This is a genomic window from Bifidobacterium lemurum, from assembly GCF_014898175.1.
In the GTDB taxonomy this organism is placed as follows: Bacteria; Actinomycetota; Actinomycetes; order Actinomycetales; family Bifidobacteriaceae; genus Bifidobacterium; species Bifidobacterium lemurum.
Genome location: NZ_CP062948.1, coordinates 2,100,365 through 2,117,322, shown reverse-complemented (window position 1 = coordinate 2,117,322; position 16,958 = coordinate 2,100,365). Strand labels below are relative to the sequence as shown.

Genomic DNA, 16,958 nt, shown 5'->3' with positions numbered 1-16,958 from the left:
CTCCCGACCGACCGGTTCGACGCGCCGGACCGAACGCATACGGCCTGGCTCGCCCGGCCTGGCGAGCCACCGGACAAGTCGCCACCGAACGTGTCAGACGCGGTGGTAGAGCCCGTGTTTGCCGATGTACTGCACCACGCCGTCGGGTACGAGATACCACACCGGTTCGTCGTGCTCGGCGCGCAGACGCACGTCGGTCGATGAAATCGCCAGCGCGGGGATCTCCAGGGTGTCGACTTTGCCTTCGGGCAGATGCACGCCGTCGGGCGTGGAGTAGCCGGGGCGGGTGACGGCGACGAAATGCGCCAGATCCCACATCTGACCGGCGTCCTTCCACTGCATGATCTCGGCGACGGCGTCCGCGCCGGTGATGAAGAAAAGCTCCGCGTCGGGATGCTGGGCGCGGATGTCGCGCAGCGTGTCGATGGTGTAGGTCACGCCCGGACGGTCGATATCCACGCGGCTGACCGTGAACTTCGGATTGGAGGCCGTGGCGATCACGGTCATCAGATACCGGTCCTCGGCGTTGGTGACGTTCTTGTCGAGTTTGAACACCGGCCGGCCCGTCGGCACGAAGATCACCTCGTCGAGGTCGTACACCCAGGAGACTTCGGAGGCCGCGACCAAGTGGCCGTTGTGGATCGGGTCGAAGGTGCCGCCCATGATGCCGATGCGCGGACGCGCATGCCAGTTGCCGCGCGCGGAGCGACGCCCGATGCCGGGAGCGACCACCACGGCGCCGTCCCCGTCCGCGGATAGGTCCGACATGCGGCGGGAGGATTCGGCCGGCGCGCTCACGACCGCTCCTCCGCGGACTGCTCACGGGCCTCCTGGCTGATCTCCTCGGCGGTGACCTCCCGTTGGTCCGGGTCGATCTTGTCCATGTCCTCGTCCCATTCGTCCTGCACGACGCGGCGGATCTCCGCGAAGGTGGGCAAGGGGAAGCCGGGCTGGTAGAGGCGGCGCACCTCGGCCACGCGTTCGGTGATGCGAATCAGGGTGTCGGTCATGCCGTCGATGTCGCCTTTGCTTTCCATCGCCGAGAAACGACGGATGTACTCCTCCATCGCGGTCATCTGCTCGCGCACGGTGTCGAGCTGGTCGGCGCTGAGCTCCACCACCTCCGCGGAATCCGCCTCGGGCCAGCCAATCAGCACGGCGTCGGCGTATTCCAGCGACGCGCGTTGCGCCGCGGAGGCGATGCCGTCCTCGATCTGCACGAGGAACACGTAACGTACGATGCTGAGGCGTTCGGCCGCGATGCCCAATCCCAGTTTCTGGTCGTCCACCGCGGCCTGAGAAGGCATGCCTTCCATGGTGACGCCGTCCGTCATATCCCCACTCATGCGCGCACCTGCCCCATGCCGTAGCCCACCCATTTCGTGGTGGTCATCTCCGTAAGTCCCATCGGTCCGCGGGCGTGCATCTTCTGCGTGGAGATGCCCAGTTCCGCGCCGAATCCGAACACGCCGCCGTCGGTGAACCGCGTGGAGGCGTTGACCATCACCACCGCCGAGTCGATGCGCTTGGTGAAGGCCTCGACGGCCGAATAGTCCTCGGCGATGATCGATTCGGTGTGTCCGGTGGAATGCGCGTTGATATGGTCGATCGCCTCGTCCAGCGAATCGACCACCTTCACGCCCATCGTCAACGCCAGATATTCGGTGTCCCAATCATCTTCCGTCGCGGGAACCAGCGTCAGCCCTTCGATACCGGCGGCGTCGATGATCGCATAGGCGCGTTCGTCCGCATGCAGTTCCACGCCCTTTTCGGCCAGAACGCGCGCGGCCTGGGGAAGGAATTCGGCAGCGACGGCGCTGTGCACCAGCAGTTTTTCGGCGGCGTTGCACACGCCCACGCGTTGGGTCTTCGCGTTGAGGATGATCGGCAGGGCTTTGGCCGCGTCTCCGGTGGCGTCCATGTAGATATGCACGTTGCCCGCGCCGGTTTCGATCACCGGCACTTTGGACTTGGAGACCACCGCCTGGATCAGGCCTTTGCCTCCGCGAGGCACCAGCACGTCGATATAGCCGCGCGATTCCATCATCGCGGCGGCGCCGTCACGGCCGTATTCGTCGACGGACTGCACCAGAGCCGCGTCGAAGCCACGCTCGGCCAGCACCTCGCCGATAACCCGCAAGGTGGCGGCGTTCGTACGTTCGGCGGCATGGCCTCCGCGCAGGATGGCCGCGTTGCCGGACTTCAGGCACAGGCTGGCCACGTCGACGGTGACGTTTGGCCGGGCCTCGTAGATCATGCCGATCACGCCGATCGGCACGCGCGTCTGCTGCAGGCGGATGCCGTTGGGCAGCGTGTAGCCGCGTTCGATCTGCCCGATCGGGTCGGGCAGGGTGGCCACATGGCGCACGCCCTCGGCCGCCGCTTTGACGCGAGGCGCGTCGAAGAGCAGACGGTCGAGCTTGCCCGCGTCCATACCGGCCTGGCGGGAGGCTTCCATATCCTGCGCATTGGCGGATTCGATCTCGCCCGCGCGCTCGACCAAAGCGTCGGCGATGGCGAGCAACAGTGCGTTCTTCGATTCGGCCGTGGCTTCGGCCAGTCGAGTCTGGGCCTCGGCCGCGGCGATGGCCTTCAAGTGAACGGCGTGCAACACTCCAAAATTCTCCATGTGCCTTAGCCTACCGCAATCCAAAGGATTCACACCCCACGATTCCACGTACGATCCGAGATCCCTGCGCCGCACTCGGGATGACGAGAGGTCTCCACCCGTCATCCCGAGCGGAGCGGAGCGAAGTCGAGGGATCTCCGCCCACGAAAGCGCGACGGATCAGTGGATCTGGTCGAGTCCGGGATACAGCGGGAAGTCCTCGGCGAGCTTGTCGACGCGGGCTTTGAGAGCCTCCACGTCGGCCGAGACGCCGGCGGCGAGGGCGGTGCCGATGATGTCGGCGACCTCCTCGTATTCCTTGGCTCCGAAGCCACGGGTGGCGAGTGCGCTGGTGCCGATGCGCAGGCCGGAGGCGACCGAGGCCGGGCGCGGGTCGAAGGGCACGGTGTTGCGGTTGATGGTGATGCCGCACTGGGCGAGCAGGTTCTCGCCCTGCTGGCCGTCCATTTCGGAGTTGCGCAGGTCCACCATCACCAGATGCACGTCGGTGCCGCCGGTGAGCACGCTGATGCCGTTGGCCTTCACATCGTCGGCGGTGAGGCGTTCGGCGAGGATCTTCGCGCCTTCGAGGGTGCGGGCCATGCGGTTCTTGAACTCGTCGGTGCCGGCCACCTTGAAGCTGACGGCCTTGCCGGCGATCACATGCATCAGCGGACCGCCCTGCTGGCCGGGGAACACGGCGGAGTTGAGCTTCTTGCCGTACTCCTCCTTGGCGAGGATGAAGCCGGAACGCGGGCCGCCGAAGGTCTTATGCGCGGTGGAGCTGACCACGTCCGCGTAGGGCACGGGACTAGGATGCAGGCCTGCGGCGACCAGTCCGGCGAAGTGGGCCATGTCGACCCAGAACTTCGCGCCCACCTCGTCGGCGATCTCCTTCATGGCTTTGAAGTCCTCGATGCGCGGGTAGGCGCTCCATCCGCCGATGATCATGGCGGGGCGGGTTTCGAGCGCGCGCCGGCGGATGATCTCCGGATCGATGCGGAAGGTCTCGGGGTTCACTTCGTAGGCTTCGGCGTGGTAGAAGCGGCCGGAGAAGTTGATCTTCATGCCGTGGGTCAGGTGGCCGCCGTGGTCGAGCGCGAGGCCGAGCACGGTGTCGCCGGGTTTGACGAGCGCCTGGTAGACGGCCGCGTTGGCCTGCGCGCCCGAATGCGGCTGCACGTTGGCGTATTCGGCGCCGAACAGGGCTTTGGCGCGTTCGCGCGCGATGGTCTCGATTCTGTCGACCTGCTCGCAGCCGCCGTAGTAGCGGCGACCCGGATAGCCTTCGGCGTATTTGTTGGTGAGCACGGATCCCTGGCATTGCAATACGGAGCGCGGCACGAAGTTCTCCGAGGCGATCATCTCCAGACCGTCCTGCTGGCGGTGCAATTCGGCGTCGAGAATCGCGGCGATTTCGGGATCGGCGTCGGCGATGGGCGCATTGAACATATCGGTCGGGGTCTGCGCGAGGGTGGGTTCGGCCATGTAGGGCTCCTGCCTTTCTGTGTGCGGTCGGCTGTGACGCGCGAGTCTACAAACCATATACAACGCAACCATGCCAGAAGAGGAAACGCCGGCGCAACACATGCCTCGATTGGTGGAATGGCCGAGACATGGCCCTACGCGGGAACGAAGGCGTCGGCGCATACGATGCGTGCTTTTCGAAGAACGGTCAAGCGCCGGCCGGAACAGAAGGCGGACGGAACGGAATCCGATCGGATGCCGGACCGCCCGCCCGCATAGAAGGATGATTCCGGGTGAATGTCCCATGCCAGGCGACGCGGATGCCGCCCTCCCGCCCACATAGAGGGATGGCCCGTCCTTCTGCCCAGTCCTGACGATAGACTTAGGGACGTTTCGTTGACCGTTAGCGTGAAGGATTTGACCGTGACCACCACGTTCCACAGCACCCGCAGCACCACCGATTCGCTCACCTCGAAGCAGGCGATCCGCAAGGGCATCGCCGACGACGGTGGCCTGTTCGTCTCCGATTCGCTGGGCGAGACCAAGGTGCGGATCGACGATCTGGCCGGCATGGGCTATCAGGACATCGCCGCCCGCGTGCTCGGCGCGCTGCTGCCCGACTTCACCGAGGCCGAACTGGCCGACTGCATCGCCGAGGCGTATGGCGAACAGTGGTCGGACGGGCGCATCACCCCGGTCAAGCCGCTGGGCGAGGATTTCGTGATGGAGCTGTTCAACGGCCCGACCTCCGCGTTCAAGGACGTGGCCCTGCAGATCCTCCCCCGCTTCATGGCGCGCACCACGCCGGACGGGGGCGACGCGGACGAGAAGATCATGATCCTGACCGCCACCTCGGGCGACACGGGCAAGGCCGCGCTGGCCGGTTTCGCGGACGCGCCCGGCACCGCGATCACCGTCTTCTATCCGGAAGGCAAGGTGAGCCAGGTGCAGGAGCTGCAGATGACCACGCAGCTCGGCGGCAACGTGCAGGTGGCCGCCGTGCGCGGCAACTTCGACGACGCGCAGTCCGCCGTCAAGTCCATTTTCGCCGACCGCGAGCTGGCCGAGTCGCTGGCCCAGGACTCGCATGTGGCGCTCTCCTCCGCGAATTCGATCAATGTGGGCCGTCTGGTGCCGCAGGTCGTCTACTACTTCTCCGCATACGCGCAGCTGCTGGAACAGCAGGTCATCAATGTGGGCGATGAGGTGGAGTTCGTGGTGCCGACCGGCAATTTCGGCGACATCCTCGCCGGCTACTACGCGAAGCTGCTCGGCCTGCCGGTCAAGCACCTGGTGGTCGCCTCCGACAAGAACAACGTGCTGTTCGACTTCCTGACCACCGGCTCGTACAACCGCAACCGTCCGTTCTTCCAGACCATCTCCCCCTCGATGGACATCCTCATCTCCTCGAATCTGGAGCGCATGCTCTACTACCTGTCCGAGAAGGACGCGCGTCTGATCGCCATGCTGATGAACGATCTGAAGGACTACGGCTGCTATGAGATCCCCGAGGAGCTGCTGGCGCGCATCCGCCGCGTCTTCGGCACCGGTTGGGCCGACGAGGATCAGGTGCGCGAATCCATCGCCGACTGCTGGGAGAAGAACAAGTATGTGATCGACCCGCACACCGCCTGCGGCTATTTCGTGATGCGGCAGATGCCGCGCGATCCGCTGACCCCGCGCGTGCTGCTGGCCACCGCCTCGCCGTACAAGTTCCCGCGCGTGGTGAACGAGTCGCTGGGACTGGACGCCGACGGCACCGATTTCGAGTGCATGGACGTGTTGGCCGAGGCGACCGGCACCACCGCCCCCGCCGCGCTGCGCGGGCTTGAGACGGCCGACGTGCGTTTCGACACGGTGGTCGACATCGCCGGCATGACCGATTTCGTCAGGCAGTCCGCCGCACGCCTGTAACACGCGCCTGCCGCGCGTAGACGCATCTATCAGAACGGCGTGGCCGGGAGCGATTCCGGCCACGCCGTTCGTCATATCAGGTCGTCACATGCCGGCCCGTGTCGCAAGCGTCTCAGGCACCGATCAGATCAAGCATCTGCGCGACGCTTTTGCCGTATCTCGAGCCCTCTCTTATCATCCCAAGCGGAGCTCCGCTCCGGCAACACACCTCTTCCCTGCAGGACGCACCGTTCATGTAGCATAGTTAGAACATTTGTTCGATTATCGTGGCCGGAGGATGCGATGAACAGCAAGAACGCCCCACAAGCCCAAATCGTGCTCTATCAGGACGAAGGCCGCGACGTACCGGTGCGCGTGACCTACGAGGACGAAACGTTCTGGCTTTCACAGAAGGCGATGGCAGAGTTGTTCAGCACGTCCCAACAGAACATAAGCCTTCATCTCGCCAACATTTACAGGGAGCGCGAACTCGACGAAAAAGCAACCCACAAGGATTTCTTGTCGGTTCGCCAAGAGGGGGCACGCATCGTCAACAGATCCGTGTCTTTCTACAATCTCGACGCCATCATCGCGGTTGGATACCGCGTCAACAGCCGTCAGGCGACGAGATTCCGCCAATGGGCCACACAGACTCTAAAAGAATTCATCATCAAAGGATTCGTACTCAACGACGAAATGCTCAAGAACGGCAAAGCATTCGGCAAAGACTACTTCGACGAATTGCTCCAACGCATCCGTGACATCCGGGCATCAGAGTGACGCTTCTATCAGAAAATCACCGACCTGTTCCAGGACATCAGCGTCGATTACGATGCCAAAAGCCAGACGGCACGAGATTTCTTCGCCACCGTCCAGAATAAATTTCATTACGCCGTCAGCACCCACACCGCCGCTGAGATCATCTACGACCGAGCAGACGCAGAACGTCCCCACATGGGACTCACCAGTTGGAAAGGCTCACCTGCGGGAAAAATCCATTCCTCCGACGTGACCATCGCCAAGAACTACTTGTCAGAAGACGAAATCACCCATCTCAATCAACTGGTGTCCGGCTTCCTTGATGCCGCCGAACTCCGCGTACGCAATCACCAGCTCACCACAATGACGGAATGTGCGGAGCTCTGCAACCAATACATCCTATTCACCGGCGGGCAAGCGTTGGAAGGCCTCGGCAGCATCTCCAAAGCGCAGGCCGACGAAAAAGCCTTGGACGAATTCCGCAAGTTCAATGAGACCCAACTCTCCGACTTCGACAAGTTCATCCAAGGCATTCTCGACACAGAATGACATCGGGAGACGATGCCTATGCCAGGGCGTTCCATTCGGGGCGCCAGGACTGTTGGAGGTCGTAGGCGCTGGACCAGAACATATATTCGTGTTCGACTCCGACCACGAATTCGTGGCGCAGCTCGGCCAGGCGGCTCTCATCCATCCCCTCGGTCAGACGTTCGAGCGCCTCGATCAGCCAGACGGAGGACTGCCAGAACTCGTCGGTCCGGTAGGTTTCGATCCACTGACGGTACGGATTGCCCTCCAATCTGTCGCCGTATTCCGCCGACAGTCGAGTGCCGTAGTCGGCATACACCCACGCGCAGGGCAGCACGGCGATCAGGATGTCGACCAGCGGCTTGGTGTAGGCGGTGGTGAGGATGTTCGTGGTGTAGGCGCGGGCGAACGCGGACTGACGAGCCGTGGCCAGCTCTTCTGGCGTGATGCCGTAGGCGCGGCGGTAGTAGTCGTGCATGCCGGCCTTCTCGCGGGCGACGTTCATAATCGTGTTGGCCAGACGCTCGCCAATCTGCGCGTCGTCGCATTTGGCGAAGGCCAGCGCGTGCACTTTGGCGTAATCGTCGAGATACAGGTAATCCTGCTTCAGATAGAACGCGAACCGTTCGCGATCCAACGTGCCTTCGGCCAGTTCGGCGAGGAACGGCTGGCGCAATCCGGCCTCCCACACGGGTTTGGCCGCCTCGTACAGGCTCGCGGCGAACGCGGCCCCCTCCACTTCGCGCATCAATCCGTCGGTCATAGCTTTTTCCTTTCCCTTCTCCATGAATAGCGGACGGGCGATGCCAACCGCACCGCCCGTCCTATCAGACCACGTCATCGCGCGATGCGCAAGCGAAATCCTACAGTTCGCGACGGGTCCATTGTCGTAGCGAGACGGCGAAGGACGCCGCGGCAAGCGCGACAAGCGCGACGATGGACAACGTCATCCTCCCCGTCAACGGCAGAGACTCCAGCGATTGAGCAACCCATGCCACCAGTCCGGGAAGGAACCGGTCGACCAGAACGCACGCCCATACCAGTCCCGCGGACAACACCGCGATGATCTGGATGCCGCGGGTGAGGTCGATGCTGAACATCAGCGGCACCTCGACCAACGCCAACGCCACGTATAGCGGGATGAACACCGCGAGGACGGAGAAGTCCACACTGGCGTCCAGACCGAACATCACAATCGACAACACGTACTCGATCATGCATTCGGCCACGGCCACGACGAGCAGCACCAGCGAAGAGCAGTATTTGCCGAGCACCTGGTTGCACCGGGACACCGGCATGATCGCCGTCAAAGCGGATGATTTCTCCGTGCCGTTCAATGAGAACATCCCGGCAACTGACATCAGCCAGTATCCCATCGTGAAGAAGGTCATCAGCATAATGGCCGCGCCTGAATTGCGAATCAGACCAAACAGCACGAACAGCAGCGGGAGCGCGAACACCACCATCGTCGACCACATATGCCCGGTGGAGATCGCACGGAAATCCGTCGCGACGGACAGCATGACTCCGCGCAGTCCGGAGGGGCGGCGAACCGTCGAAGTCCGCGCCGACGAATAATTCGTTGTCATGACCGGCTCCTTAGAGTTCCTTGGCGCGGTAGATGCGCAGCGAGCAGGCGTAGGACACGCCCAAGGCGACGACATCGACAACGGCCGCGATCAATGCGAGGGAACCGGCTTCCAGTTTCGCTAACGTCTCGAGCGCGCCAAGCACCACCGCCATCTGGGTGACACTCAATACGTCGGAGCATAGTTCCACCGTAATCCAGCCGATGCCGAACAGCGCTGCGGCCACGCCGAAGAGCACCAGCATCGCCTTCTGCAGAGGCATGCGGTACAGCAACGGGCAAAGCACCGATTCGATCAGCAGATAGATCACCGGGATGACGGCTATGTTGGCGGCATATCCTTCCATCGCCGCACGCCATGCTCCGGCATCCGCCGTAACCGCCATGACCAGGGCGGATACCGTCAGCTCGACGGCCAGCAGCAACCCTACGGACAACACCACCAGATAGCGGCCCGACACCTGATGCCCGCGGCGAACCGGAATGACGCCGTTCATCCAACGGGACATGCCTTGGCTCTCGTAGACGAATGTGTAGACCGGCAGCATCGCGAACACACCGGAGGCCATACCTCCCAGCACGGGCATCATCATATCCGACGAGCCGCCACTTTCAGACAGCAAGCCGAACAGCAACGCCAGCGCCGGCAGCATGACCAAGTAGACGGCCATCGACGCCTTGCCGCTGCTGTTCAGTCGCTGCCAGTCCAGACGGAACGCATTCACTATCGGATGGATCGCATGGATCCGGGATCGTTCCTGCATCACAGTGTTCATCACAGCATCTCCTTCACATCGGAAGTCGTACCGGCATTGGTCAGGCGGATGATGTCGTCGATGGAGGCGGGCTCGATGGCGAGCGTCATGCCCGCGAGATCGGCGACGTTCTCCGCACGGACCAGTGCGTCGAAGCCGGTGCCGTACCGCCGCGATCCCACGGCGACGTCCTCCACCGCCGCGAGTTCGTCGGGCCCGCCTTTGACCAGGCGGAAGGAATCCTCGAACTCGTCTTTGGGACCGGTGTAGTAGAGGCGTCCGCCGTTGATGTAGGTGATGAAGTCGGCGGCGCGTTCCAGATCGGTGGTGATATGCGTGGAGAACAGCACCGCATGCTCGCCATCCTCGATATAGGCGTGCAGCGTGTCCATAAGCTCGTCACGGGAGAGCACGTCGAGGCCGGCGGTCGGCTCGTCGAGGATCAGCAGTTTCGCGTCATGGCTCAAGGCCACCGCGAACATGAGCTTCATCTGCATGCCGCGCGAGAGTTCCTTGATCTTCTTCCTGCGGTCGAGCCCGAACTTCACAAGATGGTCGGCGAACGCGGCTTTGTTCCATGCGGAATACATGGGCGCCATCACCCGTTCGACATCGTTCACCGTCCATGTCTCGACGAAATACGAGCTGTCGAACACCACGCCGAGCTGCTGTTTGACGGTCTCCTCGTCGGCCAGGTTGTCGAGTCCGAGGACCTGAATCTGGCCGGCGTCGCGTCGGATCATGTTGAGGATGAGTTTGATGAGCGTGGACTTGCCCGCGCCGTTGGGCCCGATAAGGCCCATGATGTAGCCGGACGGCAGGTCGAAGGTCACGTCGTCAAGGGTGAAGCCGGAGTTGTAACGTTTGGTCGCACCGGTGACGGACAACGCCATCGGGACGTTGCCGAAGGTTTCGTTGATCATGATGGTTCCTTAGAGACTGTTGCGCAAGGGCATCCGTCGTCATCGCACGTCGATGGGGTCGACTTGCGACGGTCCGGTCAGTCCCGCGCACGGCGGTACGCATCGTCGAGCAGGTCATGCAGATCGGCCAGCGGCAGGTCGGCGGCTTTGGCCGCGGTGACCGCCTCGCCCAGGCTTTCCTTGGCTTTGGCGACGAGTCCCTGCCTCATCACCTCGTTGCCGCGGTCCATGACGAAGCTGCCTTTGCCCTGCACGTTCTGTACGATTCCCTCGTCTGCCAGTTCGTTGTACGCTCTGGTGACGGTGAGCACGGAGACGCGCAGCTCTTTGGCGAGTTTGCGCAAAGAGGGCAGCGCCTCCCCCGCTTTGAGTTCGCCGCTGAGCACGGCTTCGCGGATCTGCGTTTTGATCTGTTCGTAGATGGGTTCGCCGGACACGGATGAGATGATCAGTTTCACGCCGCGTCCTTTCTGTTGGTATGTGGATATTGTCGACATGACGGCCAACTGTTTAGCTGTCATATAGAACAGTATCACACTTTATAGCGAACTGTTATGGCGTGTCACATAACAGTTTGACCGCATTGCGCACGGAACCCCATCCATCCGACATTTGTGCGACTTTTCCGCACACATCCCACGTGCGTTTCAACAGTCAAGATTGGCTTGATATCAACGGAACCAACTCAAAGAGAGGTAACACGAATGTTCGTTTCGGGTCGCACGGACACCGCGCGCCGACAAGCCCGTGCGACCCCGCCTTATAACGCCACCGGCGCGCTGTGAAAATCGAACAGCACACCGTCGGCCAGATCGCAGATTTCTGGCCAATCCCCCGCCGACGAGTCGTCGTGCATGGCCCAGACGGCCATGCCGACGGATTTGGCGGATCTCATCCCCACCAGCAGGTCCTCGAACACGGTGCAATCCCCGGGCTCGACGCCCAGCAGCCTCGCAGCATGCAGGTACACGTCGGGCCGGTCCTTGCCCACGTCGCCCACATCGTCGACGCTGACGACCTCATCGAAGAATCCGCGGATGCCGACGTGTTCCATCGCCGGCTCGCGCAGTTGCGGCGGCAGCGACGTGGCGACCGCCAGCCGCACGCCGGCCGCCTTGAGCCGCGCAAGATAGTCGACCGCGCCCGGCTTGGCCTGGACGGCCGTGGCGTACATGACACACGCCATCTCGTCCCATTCTTCCATCACCTCTTCGGGGGTGTCGGGCAGATCGAATCTCGCGATGGTGTATTCGGCGACCTGCCGAAACTGCATGGCCGCGACGGTGGTCGCGAAGTCGTCGGGCACTTCAAGCCCGCGTTTGCGCAGAAAATCCGCGTCGACCTGATCCCACACGCCCATCGAGTCGAGCAACGTGCCGTCCAGATCGAAAATCGCCCCTTTGGGAGCGACGGCGGCGGTTGCGTCATAAGCACCGTTCATCGGACCATCCTTGTTAGAGTTCCTCGCTTGTCTTCGCCGGCTCGCCGACTTCGCCGTACCCCTCCGGCATGCGCCGCCCGAACGGCCGAAGTCCCCACGCCCCAGGGTTATGCGAGCGTGGACTGCGCGAGCAGTTCGCGCGCGTGGTCGAGCGAGGCGTCGGATTCGCTGCCGGAGAGCATACGCGCGATCTCGCGCACACGAGCCTCGTCGCATACCTCGCCCACCGTGGTGGACACGACGGCGTCGGAGGAACCGCCGCCCGCGCCGGGTTCCCGTCCAACGACGGCGGACCGGCCACCCGATTCCGTTCCACGCGAGACGCCGGCGAGAGGCGCAATCCCTTTGCTCACCACGAACTGCGCGTCGGCCCATGAGGCGACCTGCGGCAGATGGGTAACGACGATCACCTGGGCCGACCGCGCGAGTCTCGCCAAGCGGCGGCCCAGCTCCACGGCGGCCTTGCCTCCGACGCCGGCGTCCACCTCGTCGAAGATGAACGTCATGTCGCCGGACACTCCGGCACCGCCGACATCACCGGCCGTGCCGTCGTTCCGTCCGCCGTTGCGTCCAGCCGCGCGCTTGTCGGCGGCGGACAACTCCAAGGCGAGCATCAGACGGCTCAGTTCGCCGCCGGAGGCGCTTTTGCCCATCGGCAGTTGCGGCGAGCCGGGGAACGGGGTGAACAGGAAGGCGATATCGTCCCATCCGTGCGCGTCGAGGAGGCCGGCATCCAAATCCGCGGGGGACTTGCCGCGACGACCGTCGAGAGACGCCCCACGGGCGCGGGCGGCGGCATCGCGCGGACCGTCCGCGCCGGCGCCGTCGGAGGTCAGTCCGCGCGGCGTGACCGTGATGTCCAGCCTTGCGCCCGGCATGGCCAGCGCGTCCAATTCCGAGGTCACCCGCTCAGCGAGTTCGGCCGCGGCGGCGGCGCGGGCCTCGCTCAGCGCGGCGGCCGCGTCCAGCGCGGCGGCGTACAGCCTCCCGCGCTCGGCCTCGAGTTCGGCGATCTTCTCCGGCGAGGCGTCGAGGTCCTCGACGTCGAACACGGCCTTGTCGCGCCATGCGATCACGTCGGACAATTCCGGCCCCCACCGGCGGGTCAGCTCCCCCAGCTCGTGGATGCGGGCGTTGAGCACGTCCAGGTCCTCGACGTCGCCTTCGACGTCCAGTTCCCGCGCCAATGTGAACACCACATCGGACAGGTCGTTGACGATGGCGTCCAGCCTATCGGCCTGTTCGGCGAACACGCCGTCCACCCGGATGGATCGCAGGGACTGCACGGCCTGGTTGATCAGATCGATGGCGGACATGCCGTCCGCGTCGACCCCCATCTGCGAGGAGTCCAATACCGACAACGCGCGTCCCACACCGGAGGCGATCTCGGCCGCGTTCTCGATGCGTTCGCGCCGGGCGCGCAGCTCCACGTCCTCGCCGGGCCGCGGGTCGACGCGGTTGATGCGTTCGATGGATTCGCGCAGATAGTCGGCCTGCTGGCGGGCCGACGCCTCCTGCGAGGTCAGGGCGAGCAGCCGCTCGTCCATCCGGCGCAACGCGTCCCATGCGGATAGGTACTCTCCCAGCTCATGTTCGTCGCCCGCGTACCGGTCCAGGAATTCGCGCTGTTTCGCCGCCGATGCGATGCGCAGCTGGTCGGCCTGTCCGTGGATGGTGACCAGTTCGCCGGCAAGCGCCGACAATACGGAACGCGGCACGGAACGTCCCGACAACACCGCGCGTGAGCGTCCCGACGCGGGCAGCGTGCGGGTGAGGAACAGCTCGCCGTCCTCCGGCTCGACTCCCGCCTCGCGCGCGATGCCGGCGGCGGGCGCGCCATCAGACACCGTGAACACGCCCTGGGCCCACGCCTCGCTGGCACCGGCGGCGACGCGCCCCGCTTCGGCCGCGTCTCCTGAAATCAGGCGGATGGCGCTGAGCAGCATGGATTTGCCGGCCCCGGTTTCGCCGGTGATCGCGGTCATCCCTTGGGCGGGAGCGATCGTCGCCTCGCGGATGGGGCCGAGATTGCGGATGTCAAGCTCGTCCAGCATGCGCTCAGGCCTTCCCTTCCTTGTCCGACCCGGCCGGCGGTTCCCCGACCACGCCGGCCGGGTCGGCGCTGGCCGGGAACACATGTCCGTGATGCGTCCGCACGCCGGCATGGTTGGCCCGCGCATGCTCACGCCAGCCGACCACCGGCAGATCGAATTTGCTGACCAACCGTTCGGTGAACGGCACGCCGGAGAGACGGGCGAGACGCAGGGTGTCGCGGGAGGCGCGCACTTCGACGCGGGTGCCCTTCGGCAGGGCGCGTTGGCGGCGGCCATCGCAGCAGATCCATCCATCCGACATCGAGTCGTCGAGGATGTCCAACGTGAACGTGGATTCCGCGCCGATCACCAAAGGCCGCGCGAACAGGGCGTGCGCGGCCAGCGGCACCAGCTGCAGGGCCTTCACATTCGGCCAGATGATCGGACCGCCCGCGGAGAAGCCGTAGGCGGTGGAGCCGGTGGGCGTGGAGACGATCACGCCGTCCGCGCCGAAGGAGCTCGTCTCCACATCGTCGACGCGGATCGACAGCTCCACCATTTTGCCGCGGTCGGCGCGTTCCAGCGTGATGTCGTTCAGCGCCCAATCCTCGATCGGCGTGGAATGCCCGGGCAGCCACACGTCCACATGGGCGATCATGCGCTCGTCGATCGAATAGTCGTGGGTGGCGATGCGCCGGATGGCCTCCTCCATCTGGAAGCTTTCGAATTCGGCGAGGAAGCCCACATGACCCAGATTCACGCCGAGGATCGGCACCTGCGTGCAGTGCACGAGTTCGGCCGCACGCAGGATCGTGCCGTCGCCGCCGAGCACCACGACGATCTCCGTATCGTCCGAGACGACCGGCGGTTGCACGCCGAATTCGGGCGCTTCGACGTTGTCGATGATGGAGACCGCGAATCCGCACGCGCGCAGCTGCTCCACCGCTTCGGACACCACCGTGCCGCTTTCGCGCAGACGGCTATGCGTCACCACCACCGCTTGTCGCTTGCTGCCCATGCCTGCCCCTCACCACGAGTCACGAATATCTACCGCTTATCCTAATCGAGCCGCCGAACACACGCCCATCCCCGCCGATCCGCGGCCGCCCGCATGTCCGGACCCGGCGACGCGGCACCCGGACAACACGCCGACAGGGGTTTCAGTCACCCCTTCAGTCGCCCAAATGATTGTTTCGCGCGTTTTTCCACATGTTCCAGCACCCCCTGTTATCGATATCATCCCGGCTGTGGCGCGTCCATCATGATGGAGATACCGCCGTCACGCGGAGCGTTTGCCACACCCCATCGACGGGGTCACGGGAGAGGAGTTTGAAGTCCCATGTCCATCCATTCCGCCACAGATTTCGTCCGCATGGGCGAATACGACACCGTCGTCACCACCATGCCGTGCCGTTTCGACGCCCATGTGCGTTTCGGCACCCTGCTGGCGCATGACATCCTGTTCGCGCCGTCCATCACCGGAGAGGTGGTGGTGTCGAAAACCGCAGCCATCAGCTGCTCCCATGATATGAGGGTCGGGAAGGTGCGAGGCAGCGGCCAGTTGAACGTGGACGGCGATCTGATCTGTGATTCGCTGACCTTCAATGGCATGGTGCGCTGTTCGGGGGTCATCCGATGCGCGGGAGATCTGGTCGTCAACGGCTTGCTGCTCAACTCCCGCCATGTCGACGCGGACACCGTTCGGGTGTCCGGCATGTTGAGGGCCTCCACCGTGCGCGCCCGACGGCTCAGGCTGCGTCCGCTGCGCAGCGGTCTGGTCGACAGGTTCCGCATGGACGGATTCGACGGCGCCAGCACCGCCAACCAGGTGATCGCCGACGAGATCGAGGCGCGCGGGCTGGTCTGCAAGGCGTTGCGCGCCGAGCAGGCCACGCTGATCGATGGATGCCGTATCGAGAACGTCACCTGCGAACGCGCGCTCACATCGGACCGCTCGTCCTCACTGCTGCTGGTCGGAGGCAACCATAGGACCGGATGCCGCGAACCCGTCGTCTAGCACCGCATACAGCAGGTATTCCCGGTTGCCGTACGTCCCTTCGATCGGACTGTCCGCGGTGGCCACCACACGCAGCCCCAACTCTCCGGCGCGGCGCGTCACACGGTCCAGCGCGGCCCGACGCGCGACGGGATCGTCGACCACGCCGTTCTTGCCCAGCAAGGACCGGTTGTCCATTTCGAACTGCGGTTTGACCAGCAACACGATATGCGCGGGTCTCCGCGCGATGCGTGCGATCACCGGCAGCACATGGGTCAGGGAGATGAAGGAGACGTCGGAGACGACCATCTGCGGGCGGAACGGCAGCGAATCCTCGTCGACGTCGCGAATGTTGACGCCGCTCATCTCGATGACACGCGCGTCGGAGGCGATGCGCGGATCGAGCTGGCCATGCCCCACATCCAAGGCGATCACCTGCGCGGCGCCGCCACGCAGCAGCACTTGGGTGAATCCTCCGGTCGAGGCACCGATGTCCAGGCAACGCAGGCCATCCGGAGTGGGCAGCCCGTCCGCGGCGAACCGGTCGAACGCGCCCACCAGCTTGTAGGCGCCGCGGGACACGTAATCGTCGCCTTTGTCGACTTCGACCACGGCCGACGGCGCGACGGAGGCGGCGGGTTTGCCCACCGGCGCGCCGTCGACGAGCACCGCTCCGTCTTTGATCAGCCGTTGCGCCTTGGACCGGCTGGCCACCAGTCCGCGCTCCACCAGCAGCACGTCGAGCCGACGGGGCTCTTGCGCCGCGGGCTCGCCGCCAATCGGATCAGCGGCGTTCGTCATCGAGTTCACGCTGCAATTCGTCGAGCACATGGCTAAAGGTTTCGATCTGCTGATCGGGCTGGATCTGGTCGATCCGTTCCAGTTCGGGGAAGCGCGAGACCACCGAGGCCCGCTCGCCTTGCGTTTCCGGCTGCGTCATCACACCCTCCTTATCGTCCGTAAGCGC

At 64.2% G+C, this 16,958-nt stretch carries 16 protein-coding genes and 1 pseudogene; 3 read left to right on the top strand and 14 right to left on the bottom strand.

Annotated features, from left to right (window positions below; translation table 11 throughout):
* Window positions 1-93: 93 nt before the first annotated feature.
* The 4 genes from nadD to glyA form a co-directional block, all read right to left on the bottom strand.
* Complete coding sequence (gene nadD, locus BL8807_RS08120) at window positions 94-768, bottom strand: nicotinate-nucleotide adenylyltransferase (RefSeq protein WP_094636422.1); 675 nt, start codon at window positions 766-768, stop codon at window positions 94-96.
* A gap of 26 nt (window positions 769-794) precedes the next feature.
* Window positions 795-1,346: a phosphoribosylglycinamide synthetase gene (locus BL8807_RS08115; RefSeq protein ID WP_162841411.1), complete on the bottom strand. Its 552-nt coding sequence runs from the start codon at window positions 1,344-1,346 to the stop codon at window positions 795-797.
* Complete coding sequence (locus tag BL8807_RS08110; RefSeq protein WP_072723917.1) at window positions 1,343-2,629, bottom strand: glutamate-5-semialdehyde dehydrogenase; 1,287 nt, start codon at window positions 2,627-2,629, stop codon at window positions 1,343-1,345. The genes BL8807_RS08115 and BL8807_RS08110 overlap by 4 nt, the downstream gene beginning before the upstream one ends.
* Before the next feature lie 159 nt (window positions 2,630-2,788).
* Entirely contained in the window at window positions 2,789-4,096 is a 1,308-nt protein-coding gene (gene glyA, locus BL8807_RS08105; protein WP_072723916.1) for a serine hydroxymethyltransferase, read from the bottom strand.
* Window positions 4,097-4,498: 402 nt separating this feature from the next.
* Between glyA and thrC the strand changes: the two genes are divergently transcribed.
* Window positions 4,499-5,989, top strand: a complete 1,491-nt coding sequence (gene thrC, locus BL8807_RS08100; protein ID WP_072723914.1) for a threonine synthase — start codon at window positions 4,499-4,501, stop codon at window positions 5,987-5,989.
* A 282-nt stretch (window positions 5,990-6,271) separates the two neighbouring features.
* Window positions 6,272-7,276 (top strand): annotated as a pseudogene (locus tag BL8807_RS08095) (virulence RhuM family protein).
* A gap of 16 nt (window positions 7,277-7,292) precedes the next feature.
* Here BL8807_RS08095 and tenA read toward each other — a convergent pair.
* From tenA to BL8807_RS08055, 8 genes are all read right to left on the bottom strand, one after another.
* Window positions 7,293-8,018: a thiaminase II gene (gene tenA / locus BL8807_RS08090; protein ID WP_072723911.1), complete on the bottom strand. Its 726-nt coding sequence runs from the start codon at window positions 8,016-8,018 to the stop codon at window positions 7,293-7,295.
* 100 nt (window positions 8,019-8,118) lie between these two features.
* Complete coding sequence (locus BL8807_RS08085) at window positions 8,119-8,844, bottom strand: ABC-2 transporter permease (protein WP_072723910.1); 726 nt, start codon at window positions 8,842-8,844, stop codon at window positions 8,119-8,121.
* Window positions 8,845-8,854: 10 nt separating this feature from the next.
* On the bottom strand, window positions 8,855-9,619 hold the full coding sequence (locus tag BL8807_RS08080; protein WP_072723908.1) for an ABC-2 transporter permease: 765 nt from the start codon (window positions 9,617-9,619) through the stop codon (window positions 8,855-8,857).
* A complete protein-coding gene (locus BL8807_RS08075) occupies window positions 9,619-10,521 on the bottom strand; it encodes an ABC transporter ATP-binding protein (RefSeq protein WP_072723906.1) in 903 nt (300 codons plus the stop codon). The genes BL8807_RS08080 and BL8807_RS08075 overlap by 1 nt, the downstream gene beginning before the upstream one ends.
* A gap of 77 nt (window positions 10,522-10,598) precedes the next feature.
* Window positions 10,599-10,979 (bottom strand): GntR family transcriptional regulator, encoded by a 381-nt coding sequence (locus tag BL8807_RS08070; RefSeq protein ID WP_072723904.1) that lies wholly within the window; start codon window positions 10,977-10,979, stop codon window positions 10,599-10,601.
* Between the two features lie 302 nt (window positions 10,980-11,281).
* Window positions 11,282-11,962: an HAD family hydrolase gene (locus BL8807_RS08065; RefSeq protein ID WP_072723903.1), complete on the bottom strand. Its 681-nt coding sequence runs from the start codon at window positions 11,960-11,962 to the stop codon at window positions 11,282-11,284.
* A 107-nt stretch (window positions 11,963-12,069) separates the two neighbouring features.
* Window positions 12,070-14,016 carry a DNA repair protein RecN gene (locus BL8807_RS08060; protein WP_072723901.1) on the bottom strand — a complete coding sequence of 649 codons (1,947 nt, stop codon included), beginning with the start codon at window positions 14,014-14,016 and terminating at the stop codon, window positions 12,070-12,072.
* Window positions 14,017-14,020: 4 nt separating this feature from the next.
* Complete coding sequence (locus tag BL8807_RS08055) at window positions 14,021-15,013, bottom strand: NAD kinase (protein ID WP_072723899.1); 993 nt, start codon at window positions 15,011-15,013, stop codon at window positions 14,021-14,023.
* Between the two features lie 321 nt (window positions 15,014-15,334).
* Here BL8807_RS08055 and BL8807_RS08050 point away from each other — a divergent pair, with 321 nt between their 5' ends.
* Window positions 15,335-16,012 (top strand): hypothetical protein, encoded by a 678-nt coding sequence (locus BL8807_RS08050; RefSeq protein ID WP_083570104.1) that lies wholly within the window; start codon window positions 15,335-15,337, stop codon window positions 16,010-16,012.
* On the opposite strand, the gene BL8807_RS08045 is transcribed toward BL8807_RS08050, so the two are convergent.
* Window positions 15,956-16,792 carry a TlyA family RNA methyltransferase gene (locus tag BL8807_RS08045; protein ID WP_072723897.1) on the bottom strand — a complete coding sequence of 279 codons (837 nt, stop codon included), beginning with the start codon at window positions 16,790-16,792 and terminating at the stop codon, window positions 15,956-15,958. The genes BL8807_RS08050 and BL8807_RS08045 overlap by 57 nt on opposite strands.
* Window positions 16,776-16,931 carry a hypothetical protein gene (locus BL8807_RS08040; protein WP_162841410.1) on the bottom strand — a complete coding sequence of 52 codons (156 nt, stop codon included), beginning with the start codon at window positions 16,929-16,931 and terminating at the stop codon, window positions 16,776-16,778. Before BL8807_RS08040 ends, BL8807_RS08045 begins: the two co-directional genes overlap by 17 nt.
* Window positions 16,932-16,958: the final 27 nt, after the last annotated feature.